19 protein-coding genes are annotated in these 20,741 nt (G+C 72.7%); 7 read left to right on the forward strand and 12 right to left on the reverse strand.

Annotation, left to right across the window (positions count from 1 at the left end; genetic code table 11):
- Window positions 1–24 precede the first annotated feature (24 nt).
- The 4 genes from RM704_RS38465 to RM704_RS38480 form a co-directional block, all read right to left on the reverse strand.
- Window positions 25–792, reverse strand: a complete 768-nt coding sequence (locus RM704_RS38465) for an SDR family oxidoreductase (RefSeq protein WP_033528947.1) — start codon at window positions 790–792, stop codon at window positions 25–27.
- Window positions 793–804: 12 nt separating this feature from the next.
- Entirely contained in the window at window positions 805–1,566 is a 762-nt protein-coding gene (gene fabG / locus RM704_RS38470; RefSeq protein WP_033528946.1) for a 3-oxoacyl-ACP reductase FabG, read from the reverse strand.
- Window positions 1,567–1,700: 134 nt separating this feature from the next.
- Entirely contained in the window at window positions 1,701–2,111 is a 411-nt protein-coding gene (locus RM704_RS38475; protein WP_033528945.1) for a DUF3037 domain-containing protein, read from the reverse strand.
- A complete protein-coding gene (locus RM704_RS38480) occupies window positions 2,108–2,863 on the reverse strand; it encodes a HipA family kinase (protein ID WP_033528944.1) in 756 nt (251 codons plus the stop codon). The genes RM704_RS38475 and RM704_RS38480 overlap by 4 nt, the downstream gene beginning before the upstream one ends.
- A 168-nt stretch (window positions 2,864–3,031) precedes the next feature.
- Here RM704_RS38480 and sigJ point away from each other — a divergent pair, with 168 nt between their 5' ends.
- From sigJ to RM704_RS38495, 3 genes are all read left to right on the forward strand, one after another.
- Window positions 3,032–3,976: an RNA polymerase sigma factor SigJ gene (sigJ, locus tag RM704_RS38485; protein ID WP_033528943.1), complete on the forward strand. Its 945-nt coding sequence runs from the start codon at window positions 3,032–3,034 to the stop codon at window positions 3,974–3,976.
- 181 nt (window positions 3,977–4,157) lie between these two features.
- On the forward strand, window positions 4,158–5,402 hold the full coding sequence (locus tag RM704_RS38490; RefSeq protein WP_033528942.1) for an NAD(P)/FAD-dependent oxidoreductase: 1,245 nt from the start codon (window positions 4,158–4,160) through the stop codon (window positions 5,400–5,402).
- A gap of 268 nt (window positions 5,403–5,670) precedes the next feature.
- On the forward strand, window positions 5,671–6,168 hold the full coding sequence (locus tag RM704_RS38495) for a Rieske (2Fe-2S) protein (protein WP_033528941.1): 498 nt from the start codon (window positions 5,671–5,673) through the stop codon (window positions 6,166–6,168).
- Window positions 6,169–6,219: 51 nt separating this feature from the next.
- On the opposite strand, the gene RM704_RS38500 is transcribed toward RM704_RS38495, so the two are convergent.
- On the reverse strand, window positions 6,220–6,894 hold the full coding sequence (locus RM704_RS38500; RefSeq protein WP_033528940.1) for an isochorismatase family protein: 675 nt from the start codon (window positions 6,892–6,894) through the stop codon (window positions 6,220–6,222).
- 106 nt (window positions 6,895–7,000) lie between these two features.
- Here RM704_RS38500 and RM704_RS38505 point away from each other — a divergent pair, with 106 nt between their 5' ends.
- Window positions 7,001–7,468, forward strand: coding sequence for a pyridoxamine 5'-phosphate oxidase family protein (locus RM704_RS38505; protein ID WP_033528939.1), 468 nt, complete (start codon window positions 7,001–7,003; stop codon window positions 7,466–7,468).
- A gap of 3 nt (window positions 7,469–7,471) precedes the next feature.
- Here the strand turns inward: RM704_RS38505 and RM704_RS38510 are convergent, their stop codons facing one another.
- Entirely contained in the window at window positions 7,472–8,380 is a 909-nt protein-coding gene (locus tag RM704_RS38510; protein WP_033528938.1) for a LysR family transcriptional regulator, read from the reverse strand.
- A gap of 75 nt (window positions 8,381–8,455) precedes the next feature.
- On the opposite strand from RM704_RS38510, the gene RM704_RS38515 reads away from it, so the two are divergent.
- Window positions 8,456–9,385, forward strand: a complete 930-nt coding sequence (locus tag RM704_RS38515) for a DMT family transporter (protein ID WP_033529098.1) — start codon at window positions 8,456–8,458, stop codon at window positions 9,383–9,385.
- Window positions 9,386–9,489: 104 nt separating this feature from the next.
- On the opposite strand, the gene RM704_RS38520 is transcribed toward RM704_RS38515, so the two are convergent.
- Window positions 9,490–10,833, reverse strand: coding sequence for an aminotransferase class I/II-fold pyridoxal phosphate-dependent enzyme (locus tag RM704_RS38520; RefSeq protein ID WP_107072347.1), 1,344 nt, complete (start codon window positions 10,831–10,833; stop codon window positions 9,490–9,492).
- A 35-nt stretch (window positions 10,834–10,868) separates the two neighbouring features.
- On the opposite strand from RM704_RS38520, the gene RM704_RS38525 reads away from it, so the two are divergent.
- A complete protein-coding gene (locus tag RM704_RS38525) occupies window positions 10,869–11,570 on the forward strand; it encodes a pyridoxamine 5'-phosphate oxidase family protein (RefSeq protein ID WP_033528936.1) in 702 nt (233 codons plus the stop codon).
- A gap of 196 nt (window positions 11,571–11,766) precedes the next feature.
- On the opposite strand, the gene RM704_RS38530 is transcribed toward RM704_RS38525, so the two are convergent.
- The 4 genes from RM704_RS38530 to RM704_RS38545 form a co-directional block, all read right to left on the reverse strand.
- A complete protein-coding gene (locus tag RM704_RS38530) occupies window positions 11,767–12,861 on the reverse strand; it encodes a LacI family DNA-binding transcriptional regulator (protein ID WP_033529376.1) in 1,095 nt (364 codons plus the stop codon).
- A 149-nt stretch (window positions 12,862–13,010) separates the two neighbouring features.
- Window positions 13,011–15,446, reverse strand: a complete 2,436-nt coding sequence (locus RM704_RS38535; RefSeq protein WP_033529377.1) for a beta-galactosidase — start codon at window positions 15,444–15,446, stop codon at window positions 13,011–13,013.
- Entirely contained in the window at window positions 15,446–17,221 is a 1,776-nt protein-coding gene (locus RM704_RS38540; RefSeq protein WP_033529378.1) for a glycoside hydrolase family 35 protein, read from the reverse strand. Before RM704_RS38540 ends, RM704_RS38535 begins: the two co-directional genes overlap by 1 nt.
- Window positions 17,222–17,312: 91 nt before the next feature.
- Window positions 17,313–18,578, reverse strand: coding sequence for an MFS transporter (locus tag RM704_RS38545; RefSeq protein ID WP_192829742.1), 1,266 nt, complete (start codon window positions 18,576–18,578; stop codon window positions 17,313–17,315).
- Window positions 18,579–18,922: 344 nt separating this feature from the next.
- Between RM704_RS38545 and RM704_RS38550 the strand changes: the two genes are divergently transcribed.
- Window positions 18,923–19,396, forward strand: a complete 474-nt coding sequence (locus tag RM704_RS38550) for a GNAT family N-acetyltransferase (RefSeq protein ID WP_033529466.1) — start codon at window positions 18,923–18,925, stop codon at window positions 19,394–19,396.
- 119 nt (window positions 19,397–19,515) lie between these two features.
- On the opposite strand, the gene RM704_RS38555 is transcribed toward RM704_RS38550, so the two are convergent.
- Window positions 19,516–20,655 (reverse strand): hypothetical protein, encoded by a 1,140-nt coding sequence (locus tag RM704_RS38555; protein ID WP_311592533.1) that lies wholly within the window; start codon window positions 20,653–20,655, stop codon window positions 19,516–19,518.
- Between the last annotated feature and the right edge of the window lie 86 nt (window positions 20,656–20,741).

Consider the following 20,741-nt stretch of genomic DNA (forward strand, 5'->3'; position numbering starts at 1 on the left):
TGTACCGGCGCCCGCCGTACTCTGTCAGCCCACCCCGGCGTTGAGGAAGATGCCGCCGTCGACCACAAGGGTCTGCCCGGTGATCCAGTCCGACTGCTCGGAGGTGAGGAACGCGGCGGCGCCCCCGATGTCGGAGGGCACACCGAGCCGCCCGAGCGGGTAGGCCGCGGCCGCCTCGGCCTCCCGGCCCTCGTAGAGGGCCTGGGCGAACTTGGTCTTCACCACGGCGGGCGCGATCGCGTTGGCCCGGACCTTGGGCGCGTACTCGTGCGCCAGCTGGATGGTCAGGTTGATCATGGCGGCCTTGCTGATGCCGTACGCGCCGATGAACGGCGACGCGGAGACACCGGCGACGGAGGCGATGTTGACGATGGCGCCGCCGTTGTCCTTCTGCCAGGCGTGCCAGGTCCGCTGGGCGAAGCCGAGCGCGGAGACGACATTGGTCTCGAACACCTTGCGGGCCACGTTCAAATCGAGGTCGGCGATCGGGCCGAACACCGGGTTGGTACCGGCGTTGTTGACCAGGAAGTCGACGCGGCCGAAGGCCTCCATCGTGCGCTCGACGGCGTGGGCCTGGTGGGCCTCGTCGTGGGCCTTGCCGGCGACGCCGATGACGCGGTCGGCGCCGAGCTGCTCGACGGCCTCCTTGAGCGCGTCCTCGTTGCGACCGGTGATGCAGACCCGGTCGCCGCGTGCGACGAGGGCCTCGGCGATGCCGTAGCCGATGCCGCGGCTGGCGCCGGTGATGAGCGCGACCTTGCCCGAAGGCTCGGGGAGTTCCACCGAAGTCATGTTCTGGATCCCTTAGTTGAGCGGTCCGCCGGCGACGTACAGGACCTGGCCGGAGACGAATCCGGCGTCCTCGCCCGTGAAGTAGGCGATGGCTCCGGCGATGTCCTCCGGTCGGCCCACGCGCTGCACGGGGATCTGGGTGGCCGCGGCGGCCTGGAAGTCCTCGAAGCCCATGCCGACGCGGGCGGCGGTGGCGGCGGTCATGTCGGTGACGATGAAGCCGGGGGCGACCGCGTTGGCGGTGACGCCGAACTTGCCGAGCTCGATGGCCAGGGTCTTGGTGAAGCCCTGCAGACCGGCCTTGGCGGCGGAGTAGTTGACCTGGCCCCGGTTGCCGAGCGCGGACGACGAGGACAGGTTCACGATCCGGCCGAACTTGGCCTCGACCATGTACTTCTGCACCGCCTTGGCCATCAGGAAGGCGCCGCGCAGATGCACGCTCATGACCGTGTCCCAGTCGGACGCGCTCATCTTGAACAGCAGGTTGTCGCGGAGCACGCCCGCGTTGTTCACCAGGATCGTCGGGGCGCCCAGCTCCTCGGCGATCCGGGTGACGGCGGCCTCGACCTGGGCCTCGTCGGAGACGTCGCAGCCGACCGCGAGCGCCCTGCCACCCGCGGCGGTGATCTTCTCTACGGTGTCCTTGCACGCGGCCTCGTCGAGGTCGATCACCGCGACGGCCCGCCCCTCGGCGGCCAGTCGTACGGCGGTCGCGGCGCCGATGCCGCGCGCGCCACCCGTGACCACGGCGACACGCTGCTCAGTGGTGGACATTGCTGGTTCTCCTCGCCCTTGGGATGCGGCTCCTGCGGCGCCCCCAATCCGGTGAGCGACCGCTTAGTACCTTCAGCACACGTGACGCTAGAAGTCCTGGCACCCGGTGTCAACGTTCCACCAGGTGTGATCCCTTACTTCACCAGCAGGGCGAGCAGCCGCTCGGCCTCCGCGGCCGGATCCGCGGTGAGCCCAGTGTGCACGGGTCCGGCCTGGACGACCGTGGAACGGGGCGCGACAAGCCACCGGAACCGCCGTCCGGCGTCGTCGCGGGCTGCCTGCCCGGCCGCCTCTCCCCCGGCGCACACGCCCTCCACGGCGCGCAGCGCGGCGCGTACGCCCGCCACGTCCGCCCCCGGGTCGAGGGCGAGCAGCTTGGCCTCGTCGAGGTGCGTACGGGCCGCCACCAGGGCCCGGGAGCGGCTGTACACGAGGACGCCCGCGTTGAAGCACTCGCCCCGCTCGATCCGGGGCACGATCCGCAGCAGCGCGTACTCGTAGACGTCCTGCCCGGTCGCCCCGGTCCCCAGGAAGCGGTCGCTCACTTGATCCCCTCGATGCGTTCGTGAATGCCGGCGGCACGGGCGAGCAACGGTTCCGCGTACGCCCGCCGCAGCGCGTCCGGCGAGTCGAAACCGGGCTCGTCGATCAGCCAGACGTCCGGGATCTCGGCGGTCACCTCGTCGAGCAGGTCCTCGGTGACCAGGGGCGCGAGTGCGGCGGCGGCCGCCGCGACGTCGGGGCCGAAGCGGGCGAGGGCGTGGTCGGCGGCGTCGTACGGCTTGGCGGCGGAGGCGCGGGCGCCGGGCCAGTGGTGGTGCCAGATCATGGTGGCACCGTGGTCGATGAGCCACAGCTCGCCGTGCCACATCAGCAGGTTGGGGTTGCGCCAGGAGCGGTCGACGTTGTTGATCAGCGCGTCGAACCAGACGATCCGCCCGGCCTCCTCGGGCCCGAGCCCGAAGGCCAGCGGATCGAAGCCGATCGCCCGGGTCAGGAAGTCCATGCCCAGGTTGGTGCCGCCGCTGGACTTGATCAGTTCCTGCACCTGCTCGTCGGGTTCACCGAGGCCCAGGACGGGGTCGAGGTCGACGGTCGCGAGACCGGGCACGCGCAGTCCGAGCCGGCGCGCCAGCTCACCGCAGACCACCTCCGCGACCAGCGTCTTGCGGCCCTGACCGGCGCCGGTGAACTTCAGGACGTACATCCCGCGGTCGTCGCCCTCGACGAGACCGGGCAGCGAGCCGCCTTCCCGCAGCGGTGCGATGTAGCGGGTCGCGGCGACCTCTTTCAGCACGTTCCCGGGCCACCCATCTCTTCGACCTTGCGATCCACACTCACACCGTGCTGCCGACCTCCGGCAGTGAAGTGAGCATAGTAACCAAGGGTGATCACCGGCTCTCACGCACCGGACGCCGCTCCTCAACGGGCAAACGCTGCCCGCCCCGGCACTAGGATCCGGGACATGGCGCTGACGACGCACGACGTGGACCGGTTCGAGGCGGCGAGGCCCCGTCTGGAGGCGATCGCCTACCGTCTCCTCGGCTCGGCGGGCGAGGCGGAGGACGCCGTGCAGGAGACGTTCCTGCGCTGGCAGGCGGCCGACGTCGACCGGATCGAGGTGCCCGAGGCCTGGCTGACGAAGGTGCTCACCAACCTGTGCCTCAACCAGCTCACCTCGGCTCGCGCCCGCCGCGAGACCTACGTGGGCCAGTGGCTGCCCGAGCCGCTGCTCGCCGGCGACCCGATGCTCGGCCCGGCCGACACCGCCGAACAGCGCGAATCCGTCTCGTACGCGGTCCTCACCCTGCTGGAACGCCTCACCCCGGGCGAGCGGGCGGTGTACGTGCTGAAGGAGGCCTTCGACTACCCGCACCGGGAGATCGCCGAGATCCTCGACATCAGCGAGGCCGCGAGCCAGCAGGTCTTCCACCGGGCGAAGAAGCACGTGGCGGCGGGCAAGGCCCGTACGGAGATCGACGAGGCGGCGGCCCGACGGATCGTCGAGGAGTTCCTCGCGGCGGCGACCAGCGGGAAGACCGAGCCGCTGGTCAGGCTGCTCACCTCGGACGCCATCGCGGTCGGCGACGGCGGCGGAAAGGTCCCGGCCCGCGCCAAGGCGTTCGAGGGCGCTCTCGCGGTCGCGAAGTTCATGCGGGGCCTGTTCAAGCCGGCCCCGGTCAAGCGGGCCATGGTCGGCGGCTCACCGGAGATCCACATCTCGACGGCCAACGGCGGCCCCGCGGTCCTGGCGGTCGTCGACGGCCGGGTCGTCGGGATCATCTGTCTGGAGATCGGCGGGGACGGCATCGCCGCGTTCCGCAGTCAGGTCAACCCCGACAAGCTGGAACGTGCCACCGAGGTGTGGGCGGCCACCGAGCACGGGGAACCCCTGTTCCACGCCTTCTGACCAACGCCCTCCGCGGCATTCCCGAGGGCATTCGGCGCCCTTCCACGAACCGGGTCACACCCTCCAGCGAGGGTGTGACCCGGTTCACATTCTTTTCCTGTCAGGAAATCGAGGGCTGCCCGGTTCAAGGGGCGTGACCGAGCAAGGGCAAGCGTCCGAACCGCGCAGACAGGAGCAGGAAATGCAGCACCGCATCATCGTCCTCGGAGCCGGCTACACCGGGGCCGCCGCCGCCGGGCGCCTCGCCAAGCGGCTGCACCGCGCAGACGTCGCCATCACCCTCGTCAACGCCGAGCCCGACTTCGTCGAGCGCGTCCGGATGCACCAGCTCGCGGTCGGCCAGGAGCTCCGGCCCCGCCCGTTCGACGAGATGTTCGCGGGCACCGGCGTCGAGGTGAAGCTCGCCGAGGTCGCCGGTATCGACGCCGACCGCAAAACCGTCACCGTCGTCGACGCGCACGGCGCCGGGCAGCAGGAACTGGAGTACGACACCCTCGTCTACGCCCTCGGCAGCGGCTGGAACCCGCAGGGCGTCCCCGGCACCGCCGAGTACGCCCACGAGATCTCCGGCCGCCCCGGAGCGCTCCGGCTGCGCGAGCGGCTGGCCCAGTTGGACGCGGGACAGCCCGTGGTGATCGTCGGCGGCGGACTCACCGGTCTGGAGGCCGCGACCGAGATCGCCGAGACCCGCCCTGACCTGGACGTCGCCCTCGTGGCCCGCGGCGGCTTCGGCGACTGGCTCTCCGACAAGGGCCGAGGACATCTGCGGAAGGTCTTCGCAGGGCTGGGCATCACCGTGCACGAACACACCGCCGTCACCGCCGTCGAGGCCGACCGCGTCCTGACCGACGGCCCGGCCGTCCCGGCCGCGGTCACGGTGTGGGCCACCGGCTTCGCGGTCCACCCGATCGCCGGGGCCAGCACACTGGAGGTCTCCGGCACGGGCCGGATCGTGGTCGACGGAAGCATGCGCTCGGTCTCGCACCCGGAGGTGTACGCCGTCGGCGACGCGGCCCTCGTGACGGGCCCCGGCGACAAGCCGCTGCGGATGTCGTGCGCCTCCGGTGTCCCCACCGCGTGGCAGGCCGCCGACGCCATCGCGGCCCGTCTGACCGGCCAGAAGCTTCCGAAGGTCGCGATCCGCTACTTCCAGCAGTGCGTCTCGCTCGGCCGCAGGGAGGGCCTGATCCAGTTCGTCACCGCGGACGACCAGGCCGTCCCCAAGGCCCTCACCGGTCGCCTCGCCGCCGTCTACAAGGAACTCATCTGCAAGGGTGCGGCCTGGGCCGTGGCCCACCCTACGGTGGGCATGCCGGTCCGCCGCCGCCGAACGGTCCAGCCGGCGGGCCGGGCGGACCAGGCAGGTCGGACGGACGCGGCGAGCCCGGCGGGGCAGGCGGACCCGGCGGTGAACGCCGCGGCTTGAGCGTGCGGCGCGGACTACGCGTACGGCCCGGCACGACGTGGCTCGACCTGGCGAGAGGGTCGGGCCACGCCCCGCGTTCCGGCGAGAGGCTCCGCAACATCGCGAGAAGTACCCGCTGACGTCACCGACCGACAGCATTCGGACAGCTGGTTTTGACACTGTCGTGATCCCGGACAGGCCAAGATGTGCACCCTGTCTGAACGTTCAAGCACGCGCCCGCCGTATCCATGGGCGAAAGTGCGAAGCCATCTCGGAAGGAACCGTCAGCATGACCAGCGAAACGACCAAACCCGCTTCGATCCCGGGCCGTCGCACCGTCATGGCGGCCGCCGGCGTGGCGGGGCTCACCGTCGCGCTGACCGCGTGCGGATCGGACGACGACCCGTCACCCGCCGGCTCGTCCGGCGCCGGGGCCGGCGGCGACGCGAGCAGTGACACCGGCGGCGACACGACCGGCGGCAGCACGGGCGGCGGGGGCGGTACGGCGATCGCCAAGACCTCGGACATCCCCGAGGGCGGCGGCAAGATCTTCGAGAGCGAGGGCGTCGTCATCACCCAGCCGGAGGCGGGCACCTTCAAGGCTTTCTCCTCCGCCTGCACCCACCAGGGATGCGCGGTGAAGTCGATCGCCGACGGCGTGATCAACTGCCCCTGCCACAACAGCAACTTCTCGATCGCCGACGGCAGTGTGAAGAGCGGACCGGCGACGAAGCCGCTGCCGGCCAAGGAGGTCACCGTGTCCGGTGACTCCATCGCCCTCGCCTAGCGTTCGCCAGGGCCGGGCGTCGCGACGGGGCGAACGTTGCCTGTCGCGGCACTAGCCGCCCGCGGGTCCGCCCACGGGCCGTTCCCAGCAGGCCACCACCTCGTCCGTGGTCGCGACCGTGGCGACCAGCGCGAGGGTGTGGCGGATCATCGCGGGGGTGTAGTCGGCAGGCACCCCCGCGATGGCGTCGCCGGGCACGACGACCGTGTAGCCGAGGTTGACCGCGTCGAACACCGCGTTCGGCACGGCCACGTTGGCCGAGACACCGGCGACGACCAGGGTGCGGCAGCCGAGGTTCCGGAGCAGCGCGTCCACGTCGGTGCCCGCCAACGGGGACAGGCCGTGCAGCCGCCGTACGATCAGGTCCTCCTCGGCGACCTCGATGGGCGGCGCGACCCGTACGGCCGCGGTGCCCGTCAACTGCCGTACGGGCAGCCGTTCTGCGGCGCGGAACAGCCGCGCGTTGCGGCTGGCGCCGCGACCGTCGTGCCGCCGCTCGGCGACGGCGTGCAGCACCTGCACCGCGCACCCATGGGCCGCGGCGACCAGCCGGGCGACCTGGGCGAGCGCCCCCGACGACCGTGCCTCCCGGGCGAGTTCGGGCAGTGCGGTGTCGGGCCCGACGACGCCCTGCTGGCACTCGACGGTGAGCAGGACGGTGGTGGCCGGGTCGAGGAGCCCGCCCAGCTCCCGCCGCCGCTTCGGCTCACTCGCGTGCGCGGGCATGACGTCCCCCTGTCACCGGCGATCGGGCGGTGGAGCGTAACGCCCCTTGCACATGGACGGAAGACGACCGATGCTCTTCTGACGCCACATCAGAAGAGAGGACTCCATGACCTCCACCCAGCGCCGGGGCCGGAAGATCATGATGGAACCCGCCGAACTGGACGAGTTCCTGAGCACGCGGCGGACCTGCCGGGTGGCGACGGTCGCGCCCGACGGCGCCCCGCACGTCAGCCCGCTCTGGTTCCTGTGGGACGGCACCTCGCTCTGGCTCTACTCGATCACGCGCAGCAAACGCTGGTCCGCGCTGCGCCGCGATCCGCGCGTGGCCGTCGTGGTAGACGCGGGAGAGGAGTACGGCGAACTGCGCGGCGTCGAGCTGTCCGGCACCGTCGAGTTCGTCGGCGAGGCGCCGCGCACGGGCGAGCCGGTCCCCGAACTCGCCGAGGTGGAGCGGCTGTTCGCCCGGAAGAACTTCGGCATGGACGAGATGCCCCACGACGGCAGGCACGCCTGGCTGCGCCTGACACCGGACGCCGTCGCGTCCTGGGACTTCCGCAAACTCGTATCGCCGTGATGTTCAGCCCACCCCGCACGCGTCCCCGGCCGCCCGCAGTGCCTCCACCGCCGCCCTGATGGACGGCCGCCGGTCGGCGTCCGAGCGCCACACCGCGTAGACGCTGCGGTGGACCCGATGGCGCACCGGCACGGTCCGCACTCCGGCCGGCATCGGGTCACGGCCGAGCCGAGGCGCGATGCAGACACCCAACGCTGCGGCCACCAGGGCGAGTTGGGTGTGGTGCTCGCCTGCACGGTGGGCGATGTGGGGCTCGATGCCGTTGGCCCGCAGCGTGTAGAGCAGCCATTCGTGACAGAACTCGCCCTCGGGCCAGGCGACCCACGGCTCCTGAGCCAGCTCCCGCAGGTCGATCTCGTCCCGGCCGGCGAGCGGATGGTCCTCGTGCAGGGCCACCTCCACCGGGTCGTCGAGGATCGCGGCCCTGGCCAGCCCCTCGGGCACGGGCAGCGGCTTGTTGTACCAGTCGAGGACGACGGCCAGGTCGACGTCGCCCCGGATCACCGCGTTGACGGCGAGTTCGGGTTCCAGTTCCCGTGACCGCACGCGCAGCGCGGGATGGTCCTCCCGCAGCGCGCGGAAGACGGCGGGAAACAGCCCCCGGACGGCCGTCGGGAACGCGGCCAGCCGAAGTTCGCCGACCACCTGCCCCCGCTGTGCCTCCAGCGCCGACTGCGCCAGCTCGACCTGGGACAGGATGCGCGCGGCGTGCTCGGCGAGCAGCCGCCCCGCGTCGGTGAGGCGCACACCCCGCCCGTTCTTGGCGAGCAGCCGCTGCCCCACCTCTCGTTCCAGCTTGGCCATCTGCTGCGAGACGGCCGAGGTCGTCACATGCAGCCCGTCGGCCGCCCCGCTGACCGAGCCGTGCCGGGCGAGGGCGTCCAGGGTGCGCAGGCGCTCCAGGTTCAACATGTAAGCGATACTACGAGAATCGCGTCATCAATTCTCGCTTGTGCTACGAGATCATTGAGCGTCATCGTGGTGCGCATGACCACCGCCACGCCCACCCGAGCCCCCGGCCGCGTCTCCCACCCCTCTCGCGCCGCCGTCGACTGGCGGGTGCGCTTCGCCTTCCTCTCCCTCGTCTGGGGTTTCAGCTTCCTCCTGATCAAGGTGGGCACGGAGGCGTACGCGCCCTTCCAGGTCACCTTCGGACGGCTGCTGTTCGGCACCCTGGTGCTCGCGGCGGCGATGGCGGTGCGGCGGGAGCGGCTCCCACGCGGCGCCCGCACCTGGGGACACCTGACCGTGGCCGCCTTCTTCCTCAACGCCCTGCCGTTCTCCCTGTTCGCCTACGCGGAGCTGACCATCCCGTCCACGCTGGCGGGCATCTGCAACGCGACCTCCCCCTTGTGGGGCATGGCCCTCTCCCTGGTCGCGCTCTCCGAGGACCGCCCCACCCGGGTGCGGGTCGCCGGTCTCGGCCTCGGTTTTCTCGGTGTCCTCACCGTGCTCGGCGCCTGGCAGGGCTTCCACGGCCTGGACGCCACCGGCACGGCGATGGCCCTGCTGGCCTCCCTCAGCTATCCCGTCGGCTGGATCTACGTCCGCCGCACCCTGGCCGGCACCACCGCGTCGCACCTCTCCCTCACCGGCGCCCAACTGCTGCTCGCCACCGCCCAACTGGCCGTCGTCACCCCGCTGTTCACGAGCGTGCCGAGCAGCTACCCGGTACTGCCCCTGCTGGCGGTCGTCGCACTGGGCGCCCTCGGCACCGGGGTCGCGATGCTCGTCCAGTACGGCCTCGTCTCCGAGGTCGGCCCGACGACGGCCCAGATGGTCACCTACTTCATCCCGGTCATCGCCACCGCCGCCGGTGTCGCACTCCTCGGCGAGTCCCTGACCTGGTCGACCCCGGTCGGCGCGGCGATCGTCCTGGCCGGCGCCGCCCTGACACAGGTGAGGCCGCGCACCTGATCCGACGCACGGCGGAGACACCTCGGCACGCGCACGCCGCAGAGACACGGCACCACGGGAGGCACAGCACACACCAGACAGGCCGCGCGCCCGCCCCGCGGACGTCACGCGTACCCCGTCCCCGCCCCCGCGCCCGGCCCCGGCCCGATCGCCGAGGCCACCGCCTCCGCCACCCTCCCGATCTCCTCCTCGGTGAGGGTGGAGACGGTGATCCGGATCCCCTGCGGGGCGCTCATCCGGAAGCGCGCCCCGGGCGCCACGGCCCAGCCGGCGTGCAGCAGCCGGGCGACCGCGCCGGTCTCGTCCGGCACCCGGATCCACACGTTCATCCCGCTGACTCCGTGCGCCTCGATCCCGCGCCGCGCGAGGGCGCCGATCAGCGTGTCCCGCCGCCGCCCGTAGGCCGCCGCCACACTCACGGCGTCCACCGCGCCGCCGGACCACAGCCGGACGACGGCCCGCTGCACCAGCCGGCTCACCCAGCCCGGCCCCAGCCGCTGCCGTCCCCGCACCCGGTCGAGGGTGGCCGCGTCGCCGGTGAGCACCGCGAGCCGCAGGTCGGGGCCGTACGCCTTGGCGACCGACCGCACGAAGGCCCAGCTGCGGGTGCCCCCGGCGAGCGGATGCAGGGGCTGGTCGACGATCCGGTAGCCGTGGTCGTCCTCGATGAGCAAGGTCTCCGGATGCTCCCGCAGCACGGACCGCAGGGCACGCGCGCGAGCGGCGCTCACGGCCGCGCCGGTGGGGTTCTGCGCCCGGTCGGTGACGATCAGGGCCCGCGCCCCGCCCTCCAGCGCCTTGCGTACGTCGTCGGGGAGCGGCCCCTCGTCGTCGACGCCGACCGGGACGACCCGCAGCCCGAGCGCCGGGACCAGGTCGAGCGCGCTCCCCCACCCGGGGTCCTCGACGGCGACGGCGTCCCCCTGCTTGAGGTGGACGGCCAGGACCCGTTCGATGGCGTCGAGCGACCCCGAGGTGACGGCGACCGGTCCGTCGGGCACCCCGTCGGCGTCCAGCTCGGCCCGCGCGATCCGCGCCAACTCGGGTTCCACGGCGCCCGCCCCGTAGAGGACCGGTTCACGGTCGCCCTGTTCGGCGGCGGCCGCGAAGACCTCGGCCAGGCGCGGCAGCAACGCGGGGTCGGGATTGCCGTCGGCGAGGTCCCGCACCCCCTCGGGCACCTCCACCCGGATGTACTCCCGCCCCGTCGTCGCCGGGCGGGACCGCACACGGCTCCCCCGGCGGCCGGCGGTCTCGATGACCCCGCGCTCGCGCAGCGTGCGGTAGGCGGCCGCGACGGTATTCGGATTCACCCCGAGTAGGTCCGCCAACTCCCGCATGGGCGGCAGCAGTTGACCGGGCTCCAGCTCGCCCGCCGCCACCGCCTGCTCGACGCTCGCCGCAATCTCGACTGCGCGCCGCCCAGTGATCATGTATTCTCCTAGCACAAAGAAGATTATGCACTAGTGCAATGGAGATCGCAATGACGGGGACCGAGCGGACGACGACACCCGAGCGGACGACACCACCGCCCGCCGCCTACACCCCCACCGAGCGCACCGTCCCCACCCGAGCCGCCCAGAAGGCCTCGTACGACAGGGAACTCGTGCACTCGATACTCGACGAGGGATACGTCTGCCATCTCGGCTTCGTCCGCGACGGCGCCCCGGTGGTGCTGCCGACGCTGTACGGCCGGGTCGGCGAGACGCTCTATGTGCACGGTTCGACGGGCTCGCGGCCGCTGCGGATGACGGGCCAGGCCGACCCGGGCCTCCCGGTGTGCCTGACGGTCACCCATGTCGACGCGCTGATCCTGGCCCGCTCCGCCTTCCACCACTCGATCAACTACCGCTCGGTGGTGGTGCACGGCACCGCGCACCAGGTGACCGACCCGGATGAGCGGCGGATCGCCCTGGACGCCCTGGTCGACCATGTCGTACCGGGCCGCTCGCGGGACTCCCGGCCCGCCAACGGCAAGGAGTTCGCGGCCACGGCAGTGATCCGCCTCGACCTGAACGAGGTCTCGGCCAAGACCCGCACCGGCGGCGTCAACGACGAGCCCGAGGACCTCACGCTCCCCCACTGGGCCGGCGTCGTCCCCCTCCGCAAGGGCTACGAGCCCCCGATCCCGGACCCTGACCTGGCCCCCGGCACCGAACTCCCGGACTACCTCAAGACCCTGTAGCCGAAGCACCCGGCAACCGAAAGCGAACCCGCGCCCTCAAGGGGGCGCGGGCAACCACACGGGCAACCGGGCCGACCCGCGGCCCGCACCCTCACGGCCCACTACAAGGCCCGACCCGCAGCCCGCCCGCACAGCCCACCACGACCCCAGCCCCCCAGCCCGCACCCCGCACCCCGCACCCCGCAGCGCGCGGCGGCTACCGCGCCGCACCCGTGCTGTCGCGGACGATCAGCTCGACCGGGATGACCGGCTCCCTCTCCACCCCCTCACCGGCGTCCTCCGGATCGTCCAACTGCGTCAGCAGCAACCGCAGGGCCCGCCTGCCGATCTCGGGGAAGTCCGTGCGGATCGTCGTCAGCGGTGGCAGCAGGTGCGCCGCCTCCGGGATGTCGTCGTAGCCGACCACGCTCACGTCGTCCGGCACCCGGCGGCCCGCCTCGTGCAGGGCGCGCAGCAGGCCGAGCGCCATCTGGTCGTTGGAGACGAACACGGCGGTGACGTCCGGGCGGGCCGCGAGCCGCCGGCCCAAGGCGTAGCCGGAGTCGGCGCTCCAGTCCCCCACCAGGGGTTCGTGGACGTGCGCGCCGACGTCCCGCAGGGTCTCGCGCCAGCTCGCGGCACGTCGGTCGGCGGAGGTCCAGCCGGTGGGGCCCGCGATGTGCCAGACGGTGGGGTGGCCGAGGTCCAGCAGATGCCGGGTCGCCAGCCGGGCGCCCGCGGTGAAGTCCGAGGAGACGACGGGGGTGCCGTCGCCGAGGCCGTTGTCCAGCATCACCAGCGGGGTGTCCGGGCGGGCCTGCGCGAGCGCGGTGGCGACGGGGCGCTGCGGGGCGATGGCGATGATCCCGTCCGCGCCCTCGGCCGACAGCCGGTCCACCGCCTGGACGACGGTGTCCCGGTCGGCCGTGTCGAGTGCGATGGAGCTGACGAGGTAACCCGCCGTCTGGGCGGCCGTGTTGATCGCGGTCAGGGTGGAGGCGGGACCGTAGCGGGCCGCGTCGAAGGAGATCACGCCGAGCATCCGGGTGCGGCCGCTGGCCAGGGAGCGGGCGCTGCGGCTGGGACGGTAGCCGAGCGTCCGCATGACCTCCAGCACGGCCTCACGGGTCTCCGCCCGGACCGCCGGGTGGTTGTTGAGGACGCGGGAGACGGTCTGCTTGGAGACACCGGCGAGGCGGGCGACGTCGTCCATCACCGGGCGGGAGCCGGCGAAGTTGCGCCGGCTGCGCGTGCGGCCGGTCTCGCCGGGGTCGTGGCCGGCCGCGCCGCCGTCCGTGGTGCTTCGGGGCATACGGCTGTTTCCTTTTCCACGGGGTCCGGTCGGTGCGGTGCTGTCCGGGGCGGTGCTGTCGGGGTGGATGCGGTCAGGGGCGGTGCTGTCGAGGGCGGTCCTCTCCCGGGGCCACAGAATAGGACCGCCCGGAGGCGGCGGCCCCTGGATCAGCCGGGGCGCAGGTGCCAGGCGCGGGTCGTGACGTACTCCGCCCGGAGCACCTGCGCCGGGATCCGCTCGTCTCCCGACCAGCCGGGCACGTACACCGGTGCCCCGGCCGGCAGCGGCAGCACCCGCACCCGGAGTCCCTCGGACCGTGCCGCTCCCGCGGGCAGCCGGTCGAGGCCGATGTCCCAGACGCGGCCCGAGTGGAACTGGTCGGCGACGAGGTGGTCCCCGAGGTACGCACGGGCCACGTCGCCGGTCCAGTGCAGGCGCAGCAGGGTGCCGGGGGGCGGGGCGGCCGGCAGGGGGACGCGGTACTCGGCGGCCGCCGAGTCGAAGTGCGCGTCGGCGGGCACGCTCGCCCGTCCCAGGACGCCCGTGGTGACGGGGGGTGCCTCGCCGGCGGGCCGGACCAGGGTGACCGGCAGCGCGCCGCCGGGGTCGCCGGGTGCGTGACGCCCGTCGCCCACCGGTCGCGCGTCGTCCGCGGCGAGGAGCGTGTAGCGGACGAAGACCCCGTCCACCGCCTCCTTCACCATCGCCCCGGCGACCACCGGAGCCCGCTCCGGGGCGGGCAGGACGGCGAACGACGGTTCCCCGGCCGCGCTGTGGACCCGTACCTCGTCCGCGTGGGCGTCGAAGACCACGCCGCCGTCCGCCGACAGGATCAACCGCTCGGCACCCCAGGCGGGCCCCCGGTAGGCGCCACGGGCCGTCGCCGCGTCCAGGACCAGCAGGCCGACCCGGCGGCCGTCGGTGGTGTCGACCTCGACCAGGGCGTCCGTGCCGGGGCGCAGCCGCGTCACCAGGGCGCGCTCACCCGCGGTCGTGACGTCGGCGTCCGGGGGCGCGGAGACGGTCGTCACGGTGCGCAGGTCCAGGGCGAGTTCGGGGGCGATGCCGTCGGTCGCGGCCAGGACCAGGATCGTCCGGCCACGGCCGTCGTCGACCGTGCAGACGGGTTGCGCGGTGGCCCAGTCGAGCCGCAGCCCGGCCACGTCCAGCCGCAACGGCCAGCAGAAATAGGCGCCTCGGGGAATCCCGACGGGTGTGCTCGGCAGCGACAGCACCGGCCCGTCCCCGGGGAACTCCACCTCGAACGTCGTGTCGGGGCGCTCCGGCAGCGGCTCGTGCGGCTGATGGTTGTTGACGAAGAGGAAGCCCGAGCGGTCGTCGGCGCGGACCGCCCAGCGCAGGGTCTCCCGGTCGTCCTGGCCCGTCGGCCGCCGCTCGGGCAGGACGGAGTCCATCGGCGCGATCAGTCCGCCGAAGTCCGCCAACAGCAGGTGCTGCAGGCGGAGTTCGTCGTAGGAGGGGCGGTACTGGCCGTACTCGCCGAGGGGGGCCTGGAAGTCGTAGGTGAGGCGGGGCAGGTCGTTGGGGTAGCCGGTGGCGTGCGATTCCTGGAGGGGGGTGAGGTCGCCCGTCGGGTTGGTCCCGCCGTGGAACATGTAGTAGCCCTGCCAGACCGAGCCGCAGCCGATCTTGGTGAGGGCGAGGGCGCCGACGTCGGCGGCCTCGACGCGCGGTCGGCGGTGGTACGCCACCGCCATGCCGCCGCCCAACTCGCAGGTGGCCCAGGGGAATCGCGTCGACAGCAGCTCCGGGTCGCCGCCCCGCACCGTGGTGGGACGGAGATCCGCGCCGATGCCCTCGTCGTCGCGCTGGTGGGTGAAGAAGTAGTGCTTGCGGCAGGTGTCGGGCCAGCCGCCGTCCGCCTCGGTCCAGAAGGTCTCGGGATAGCCGCCGTAGAGGGGGACGAGTTCGTCGGGCGGCAGCCGCACCCCGCCCCAGGCCGTCGACGTCCACAGGGGGGCCGACAGGCCGGCCTCCTGGGCCGTGCGCTTCAGGGTGAGCAGATGGTCCGGCTGGTCGTACAGCTCGTTCTCGATCTGGATCGCGACGATCGGGCCGCCGTCGGCCCGGCCCAGGCCCCGGAGCTGCTCGGCGATCGCCGCGTACCAGGTGCGTACGGGGGCGAGGTAGGCGGGATCGTCGGTGCGCGGGGCGTCCGTGCGGGCCAGGACCCAGTCGGGCAGGCCTCCGCCCCGGACCTCGGCGTGCACCCAGGGCCCGATGCGGGGGACGAAGTCCAGGCCGTGCCGGGCGCAGAGTTCGGCGAAGCGGCGCAGGTCGCGGTCGCCGTCGAAGCGGACGCGGCCCTCGGTCTCCTCGTGGTGGATCCAGATGACGTACGCGGCGACGACCGTCACCCCGCCCGCCTTCATCTTCAGCAGTTCCTCCTCCCACTCCCCCGCCGGGTAGCGGGAGTAGTGGAACTCGCCGGAGACGGGGAACCAGGGGCGGCCGCCCCGCGTGAACAGCCGGCTGCCGACCTCGATGGGGTCGGGCACGCCGGGCGCGTCGGCGAAGGGCAGGTGGCCTCGCCGTGGAGGTTCGCCGGGCCCCGGGAGGCGCACGCGGTGCGGCCGCGTCATCAGGGCTTCACCGGGCCCAGGTCGGGCGTGTCGGTGAACTGCGCGCGCGAGCTGGTCGTGGCGTTGAGCTCCAGCAGGACCAGGTCGTTGGCACCGGCCCGCAGGACGGGCCCGGGGACGTACAGGGTGCGCTGGGGGCCCCGGTTCCAGTAGCGGCCGAGGTGGAAGCCGTTGATCCAGGCCTGGCCCTTGGTCCAGCCGGGCAGCGACAGGAAGGTGTCGGCGGGGGTGTCGACCTCGAAGGTGCCGTGGTGGAAGGCGGGAACGGTGACCGGGGCCGCCTCGGCCGGGGCGAAGGGGACCGTGGACAGGTCGGCCAGCGGGAGGCGGTGGGTGTCCCAGCCGAGCAGGGCGGTGCCGTTGAGGGTGACCGGGCCGAGGAGGCCCTTGGCGGCGCCGATGCGGGGGCCGTAGTTGACGCCGCCCATGTTCTCGACCAGCACGTCGAGCGTGGCGCCGGGGCGCGGCACGCGCAGCGGCAGCGTCTCGTCGTGGCGTTCGCGTTCCAGTACGCCGACGGGGGCGCCGTCCACGAAGACCTGGGCACGGTCGCCGACGCCGCCGGTGAAGTGCAGCAGACCGTCGCCCGCCTCGGGGAGGGTGGTGCGGTAGAGGGCGTAGCCGGAGCGCTGGCCGAACTCCTCCATGGTGAGCGGGTGTTCGCTGCGCGCCAGGGAGGTGTCGAGGGCGGTCGCGTACGGCAGCAGAGGGGCGCGGCGGTCCAACTCCACGGTGATGCCGGAGAGTCTGGGCGCGGGGGCCGGGGCCGGTTCGTCCGGGACCGGGGCGTGGCGGGCGATCACCTCGCGGAAGGCGTGGTACTTGGGGCCCGGGTCGCCGGACTCGGTGAGGGCGGCGTCGTAGTCGTAGGAGGTGACGATCGGGGCGTAGCACTGGTCGTGGTTGGCGCCGTTGGTGAAGCCGAAGTTGGTGCCGCCGTGGAACATGTAGATGTTGACGGAGGCCCCGGCGGCCAGCAGCTTGTCGAGGTCGGCGGCGGCGCTCTCCGCGTCCCGCACGTGGTGCTCCTCGCCCCAGTGGTCGAACCAGCCGATCCAGAACTCCGAGCACATCAGGGGCCCTTCGGGCATGTGGGCCCGCAGTGCCTTCAGCGATTCCTCGATCCTGCCGCCGAAGGTGGCGGTGGACAGGACGCCGGGCAGGCTGCCGGCGGCCAGGTGGTGGGCGGAGCCGGCCTGGTCGCAGGTGAAGAGCAGTTCCTCGACGCCACGTGACCGCAGCGCCTGGTGCACGTGCTTGAGGTACGCGGTGTCGTCGCCGTACGCCCCGTACTCGTTCTCGACCTGGACGGCGATGACGGGACCGTCGTTGGCCGCCATGTACGGCAGCAGCGGGGGCAGCAGGATGTCGAGGTAGCGGTCGAGGGCGTCGGTGAAGCGGGGGTCGCTGGAGCGCAGCCGGATGTCGGGGTCCGAGGTGAGCCAGGAGGGCAGGCCGCCGCCGTCCCATTCGGCGCAGATGTACGGGCCGGGGCGCAGCAGGACGTGCAGTCCCTCGGCGTGGGCGAGACGCAGATAGCGGGGCAGGTCCAGCAGTCCGTCGAGGACCAGGTCGCTGTCGGGGTCGGGCTGGTGGAGGTTCCAGGGGACGTACGTCTCCACGGTGTTCAGGCCCATCAGCCGGGCCTTGCGCAGTCGGTCGGCCCACAGGTCGGGGTGGATGCGGAAGTAGTGCATCGCGCCGGAGATGATCCGGAACGGTTCACCGTGCAGGAGGAAACCGTCGGACGACGTGGTCAGAGCGGGCGAGCGCAAGGCTGTTTCCCTTCGGCTGGGACGTGCGGGGGGTGGGCGACGACGGGGGTCCGTCGGCGGACAGTGGGGGGTGGGCGGCTGCACTGCCGGCTCACGGAGAACCGGAGGTGGAGCGTGTGGCCCGGATGAGCCACAGGGTCGCCGCCAGGCACACGGCCGAGACCGCGCCGAGCAGCAGGGGGACCGCGCGGACGCCGGACCACTCGATGGCCTTGCCGAGCGCCGGGCCCGCCGCCACGCCGCCGATCATGGAGGCGGCGATGACGAGCGCTCCGGCCCGGCGGGCCCGGGGTGCGGCCGCGTTCAGCCAGGGCAGACCGGTGGGGAAGATCGGCGCGATGAACAGGCCCACGCCGGCGTAGGCGTACGGGGCGAGGGAGGGCACCGAGGCCAGCAGCAGACAGACGGTCATGCCGGCACAGGAGACGGTGATGATCGTCTGCGCGGAGTGGCGCAGGGCGATGGGGGCGACCAGGAAACGGCCGACCGTCATCATCAGCCAGTACACGGAGGTGGCGGTCGCGGCGGCCCCGGCGCCGTATCCGACCGTCTCCAGGTGGGTGGGTTCCCAGCCTCCGACACCCGCCTCGATGCCTACGTGCAGCACATAGAGGGTGACGAACACCGCGAGCACCGAGCCCAGGCTGCGGCCGAGCGCCGAGCCGCCCGCCGTCGTGCCGGGCGCCGCCGTGCCGGTCGCGTCGGTCGCGGCGGTCGCATCGGTCGCGGCGGTCGCGGCGGAGGCCGGCTGGGGCACCTGGTCGCGTACGCCCCGCAGGCAGAAGAGGAGGGGCAGGTTGGCGGCGGCGAAGGCGAGGAAGAGCGCCGGGTAGTGCTCGGCGCCGACGGCGGCGATCAGGGCGGGGCCGAGGATCGCGCCGATGCCGAAGTGGGCGTTGAGGATGTTCAGCATGGCGGTCGAGCGGTGACCGAAGCCGACGGCGAAGAGCTGGTTGAGGCCGTAGTCGATGCCGCCGAACCCGAGTCCGGCGAGCAGGGCGGCGGCCAGTCCCGCGGGCCAGCTCGGGGCGAGCGCGAAGCCCGCCGCGCCGAGGGCCATCAGCAGGTAGGAGGCGCCGAGGATCCGCCGGTTGCCCATCCGCCCGTAGAGCCGGTCGAAGAGCAGCACGCCGGCGACACCGCCGATGAAGTGGGCGCTCAGCCCGAGCCCGGCGGACGACGGCGAGAGGTCGTACGCCTCGCGGAAAGCGGGGATGGCGGGGCCGTAGAGCGCCTGGAGCGCGCCGATGAGGACGAAGCCGACACAGGACGCGACCACGGCGGCGGGGCTGAACACCCTGGTCACCGGGGCCGGTCGGATGTCCTTCACCTCTTGCGCGGTCGGTGTGTCGGGCACGCGGAACTCCGCCTCTCCGGGACTGGGCCACTCGCAGTGTTACCGGTAACATCACCGGCGTCAAGATTGCCCGCAGGCCTGTCTGCCCGAGCGGCGTCGGGTGTGACGGCGGGGACGCGGAGATGCCGGACGGCGCGACGACGGGGGCGCGCGCGTTGCGCCCGGCCCGGCGGAAAAGTGGGTGGTTGCCGGTCTCGACCCTGTGTTCCCCTACCACCGTGAAGAGCGAGAACGCATGCGGTCAGAACGCGTCCGACGAAAACGCCTCTGGTGAGAACGCGGCCGGCGAGAACGCGTCCGGTGAGGACACCGTTCGGAGTGTCCGGCCTCGGACCGGTCGCGACCTGGGGGACTGTGTCCGCGCGCTCGCGGCGGTCCACGAACACGACGGCTATCCGGTGAACTGGCCCGACCGGCCCGACGCGTGGCTGTCGCCGCCCTCGCTCGTCGCCGCCTGGGTGGCGGAACACGACGGCCGGATCGCCGGTCACGTCGGACTGTCCCGGAGCGAGGCGACGGACGCCGCGCCCGCACTGTGGAGCGCCCGGGCGGGGGTGGGGGTCGACGAGACCGCCGTGGTCAGCCGCCTCTTCGTCGATCCGTCGGCCCGTGGCCTGGGGCTCGGGGCGACGCTCCTGGCCCGGGCGGTCTCCGAGGCGCGGCGGCGCGGACTGCATCCGGTACTCGACGTCGTGGCGTCCGACACCGCTGCGGCGGCCCTGTACGAACGGCTCGGCTGGCGCTTGCTGGCCACGGTCGAGCAGCGGTGGGGGCCGGACCAGAAGGTCGCCGTCCGGTGCTATGCGGCGGCGCCCTGATCGTTTACGCCGTCCTTCGCGCCGTCCTTCGCGCCGTCCTTCGCGCCCTCCCTCGCGTCCTCCCTAGGGATGCGGTCGGACCGGAACGGCGGGACGGGCGCGCCCTGCGGTGGGACCGGTCAGCAGATGGTCTGGGCGCTGTTGACCAGGCGGTTGTTGCGGAAGGTGGTGTTCTCGCCGCAGGGGCTCTCCCTGATGGACGAGTTGGTGACCGTCAGGTTCTGGACGGTGATGTCACGGTTGTTGGCGAACTCCGACCGTGCCGCGAGCCGGATCTCACCACCGCCGGAGACCGTGCCGCTCTGGGCGGCGAGATTCACGTTGTAGCAGTTCTCGATCAGGATCGCGTTGTTGCCGGTGTTGGTGAGGTTGATCCGGTCGATGACGGCGCCGCCGCTCTCGGAGACACAGAAGACGCCGCGTCCGCCGCCGCGCGCGATCACCTCGCCGATCCGGATGTTGGTCGGATAGGCGCTGCCCACACGGCCGTTGCGGTTGGCCATGCGGAAGGCCGCGTAACCGGTGCCGGCGCCCGCGCCGTCCGCGTCGACCTTGGTGACCGTGGCGTTGATGGTCTGGTTGAGGAGCAGTCCGGACTCGCCCACGTTGCGAGCGGTCACCGTGCCCACGGTGAGCCCGTCGACGCCGTACGTCTCGACCGCGTGGCTGCTCGCTCCGGACACGTACACGTTGTCGATCCTGACGTTGCGCGTCCACTGGCTGGTGTCGCCCCGGTTGTCGATCCGGACGCCGAGCCCGCGCGTCAGACGCATATCGAGCTGGCCGAGGACGACGTTCTGCACGTTGCGCAGGAAGATCCCGTACAGCGGGGTGCCGGTGAGGTTGAGGTGCTGGACCTCGATGTCACGGGTGCCCCGGGAGTAGACCGGCGCCTGGTCGCCCGAGCCCGTGCCGGTGACGTTGATCGTGCCGCACACGTCGAGCACGGTGTAGCTCGGCAGCGAGACCCGGGAGCCCGCGCCGATGGACCCGGAGCCGCGCACGACGACCCGTTCCTTCGAGGTGCGCCCGGAGGTGAGGCTGTTGACGGCGGCCTGCAACGCCGCGCGCATGTCGGTTCCGGTGTACGTGACCGTACTGCCGCGCCGGGCGGTCCAGGTACTGCCGCTGAGCACGGCCTCCGCCTGGTACGAGCCCTCGCCGCACGCCGCGAGCTGCGCCTCGGCGGCGACCGGTGCCGCGGCCAGTTCCGGAGCCGGGTTCGCGGGGGCGGTCAACGCGGCGGCGCCGGTGAGCAGGGCGGTGGCGCAGGCGGCGGTGACGAGGGCGCGGGCGCGGGTGCGGGCGCGGGCGCGGCGGGGGGTCGGAGGGGTGAGGGAAAGGG

This window comes from Streptomyces gottesmaniae, from assembly GCF_031845845.1.
Taxonomy (GTDB): Bacteria; Actinomycetota; Actinomycetes; order Streptomycetales; family Streptomycetaceae; genus Streptomyces; species Streptomyces akebiae.

Bases quoted from the DNA above. Each gene is read 5' to 3' on its own strand.
- RM704_RS38465 (WP_033528947.1), bottom strand. From the start codon at position 792: ATGACTTCGGTGGAACTCCCCGAGCCTTCGGGCAAGGTCGCGCTCATC.
- fabG (WP_033528946.1), bottom strand. From the start codon at position 1,566: ATGTCCACCACTGAGCAGCGTGTCGCCGTGGTCACGGGTGGCGCGCGC.
- sigJ (WP_033528943.1), top strand. From the start codon at position 3,032: ATGGCGCTGACGACGCACGACGTGGACCGGTTCGAGGCGGCGAGGCCC.
- RM704_RS38490 (WP_033528942.1), top strand. From the start codon at position 4,158: ATGCAGCACCGCATCATCGTCCTCGGAGCCGGCTACACCGGGGCCGCC.
- RM704_RS38495 (WP_033528941.1), top strand. From the start codon at position 5,671: ATGACCAGCGAAACGACCAAACCCGCTTCGATCCCGGGCCGTCGCACC.
- RM704_RS38500 (WP_033528940.1), bottom strand. From the start codon at position 6,894: ATGCCCGCGCACGCGAGTGAGCCGAAGCGGCGGCGGGAGCTGGGCGGG.
- RM704_RS38505 (WP_033528939.1), top strand. From the start codon at position 7,001: ATGACCTCCACCCAGCGCCGGGGCCGGAAGATCATGATGGAACCCGCC.
- RM704_RS38510 (WP_033528938.1), bottom strand. From the start codon at position 8,380: ATGTTGAACCTGGAGCGCCTGCGCACCCTGGACGCCCTCGCCCGGCAC.
- RM704_RS38515 (WP_033529098.1), top strand. From the start codon at position 8,456: ATGACCACCGCCACGCCCACCCGAGCCCCCGGCCGCGTCTCCCACCCC.
- RM704_RS38525 (WP_033528936.1), top strand. From the start codon at position 10,869: ATGACGGGGACCGAGCGGACGACGACACCCGAGCGGACGACACCACCG.
- RM704_RS38530 (WP_033529376.1), bottom strand. From the start codon at position 12,861: ATGCCCCGAAGCACCACGGACGGCGGCGCGGCCGGCCACGACCCCGGC.
- RM704_RS38535 (WP_033529377.1), bottom strand. From the start codon at position 15,446: ATGACGCGGCCGCACCGCGTGCGCCTCCCGGGGCCCGGCGAACCTCCA.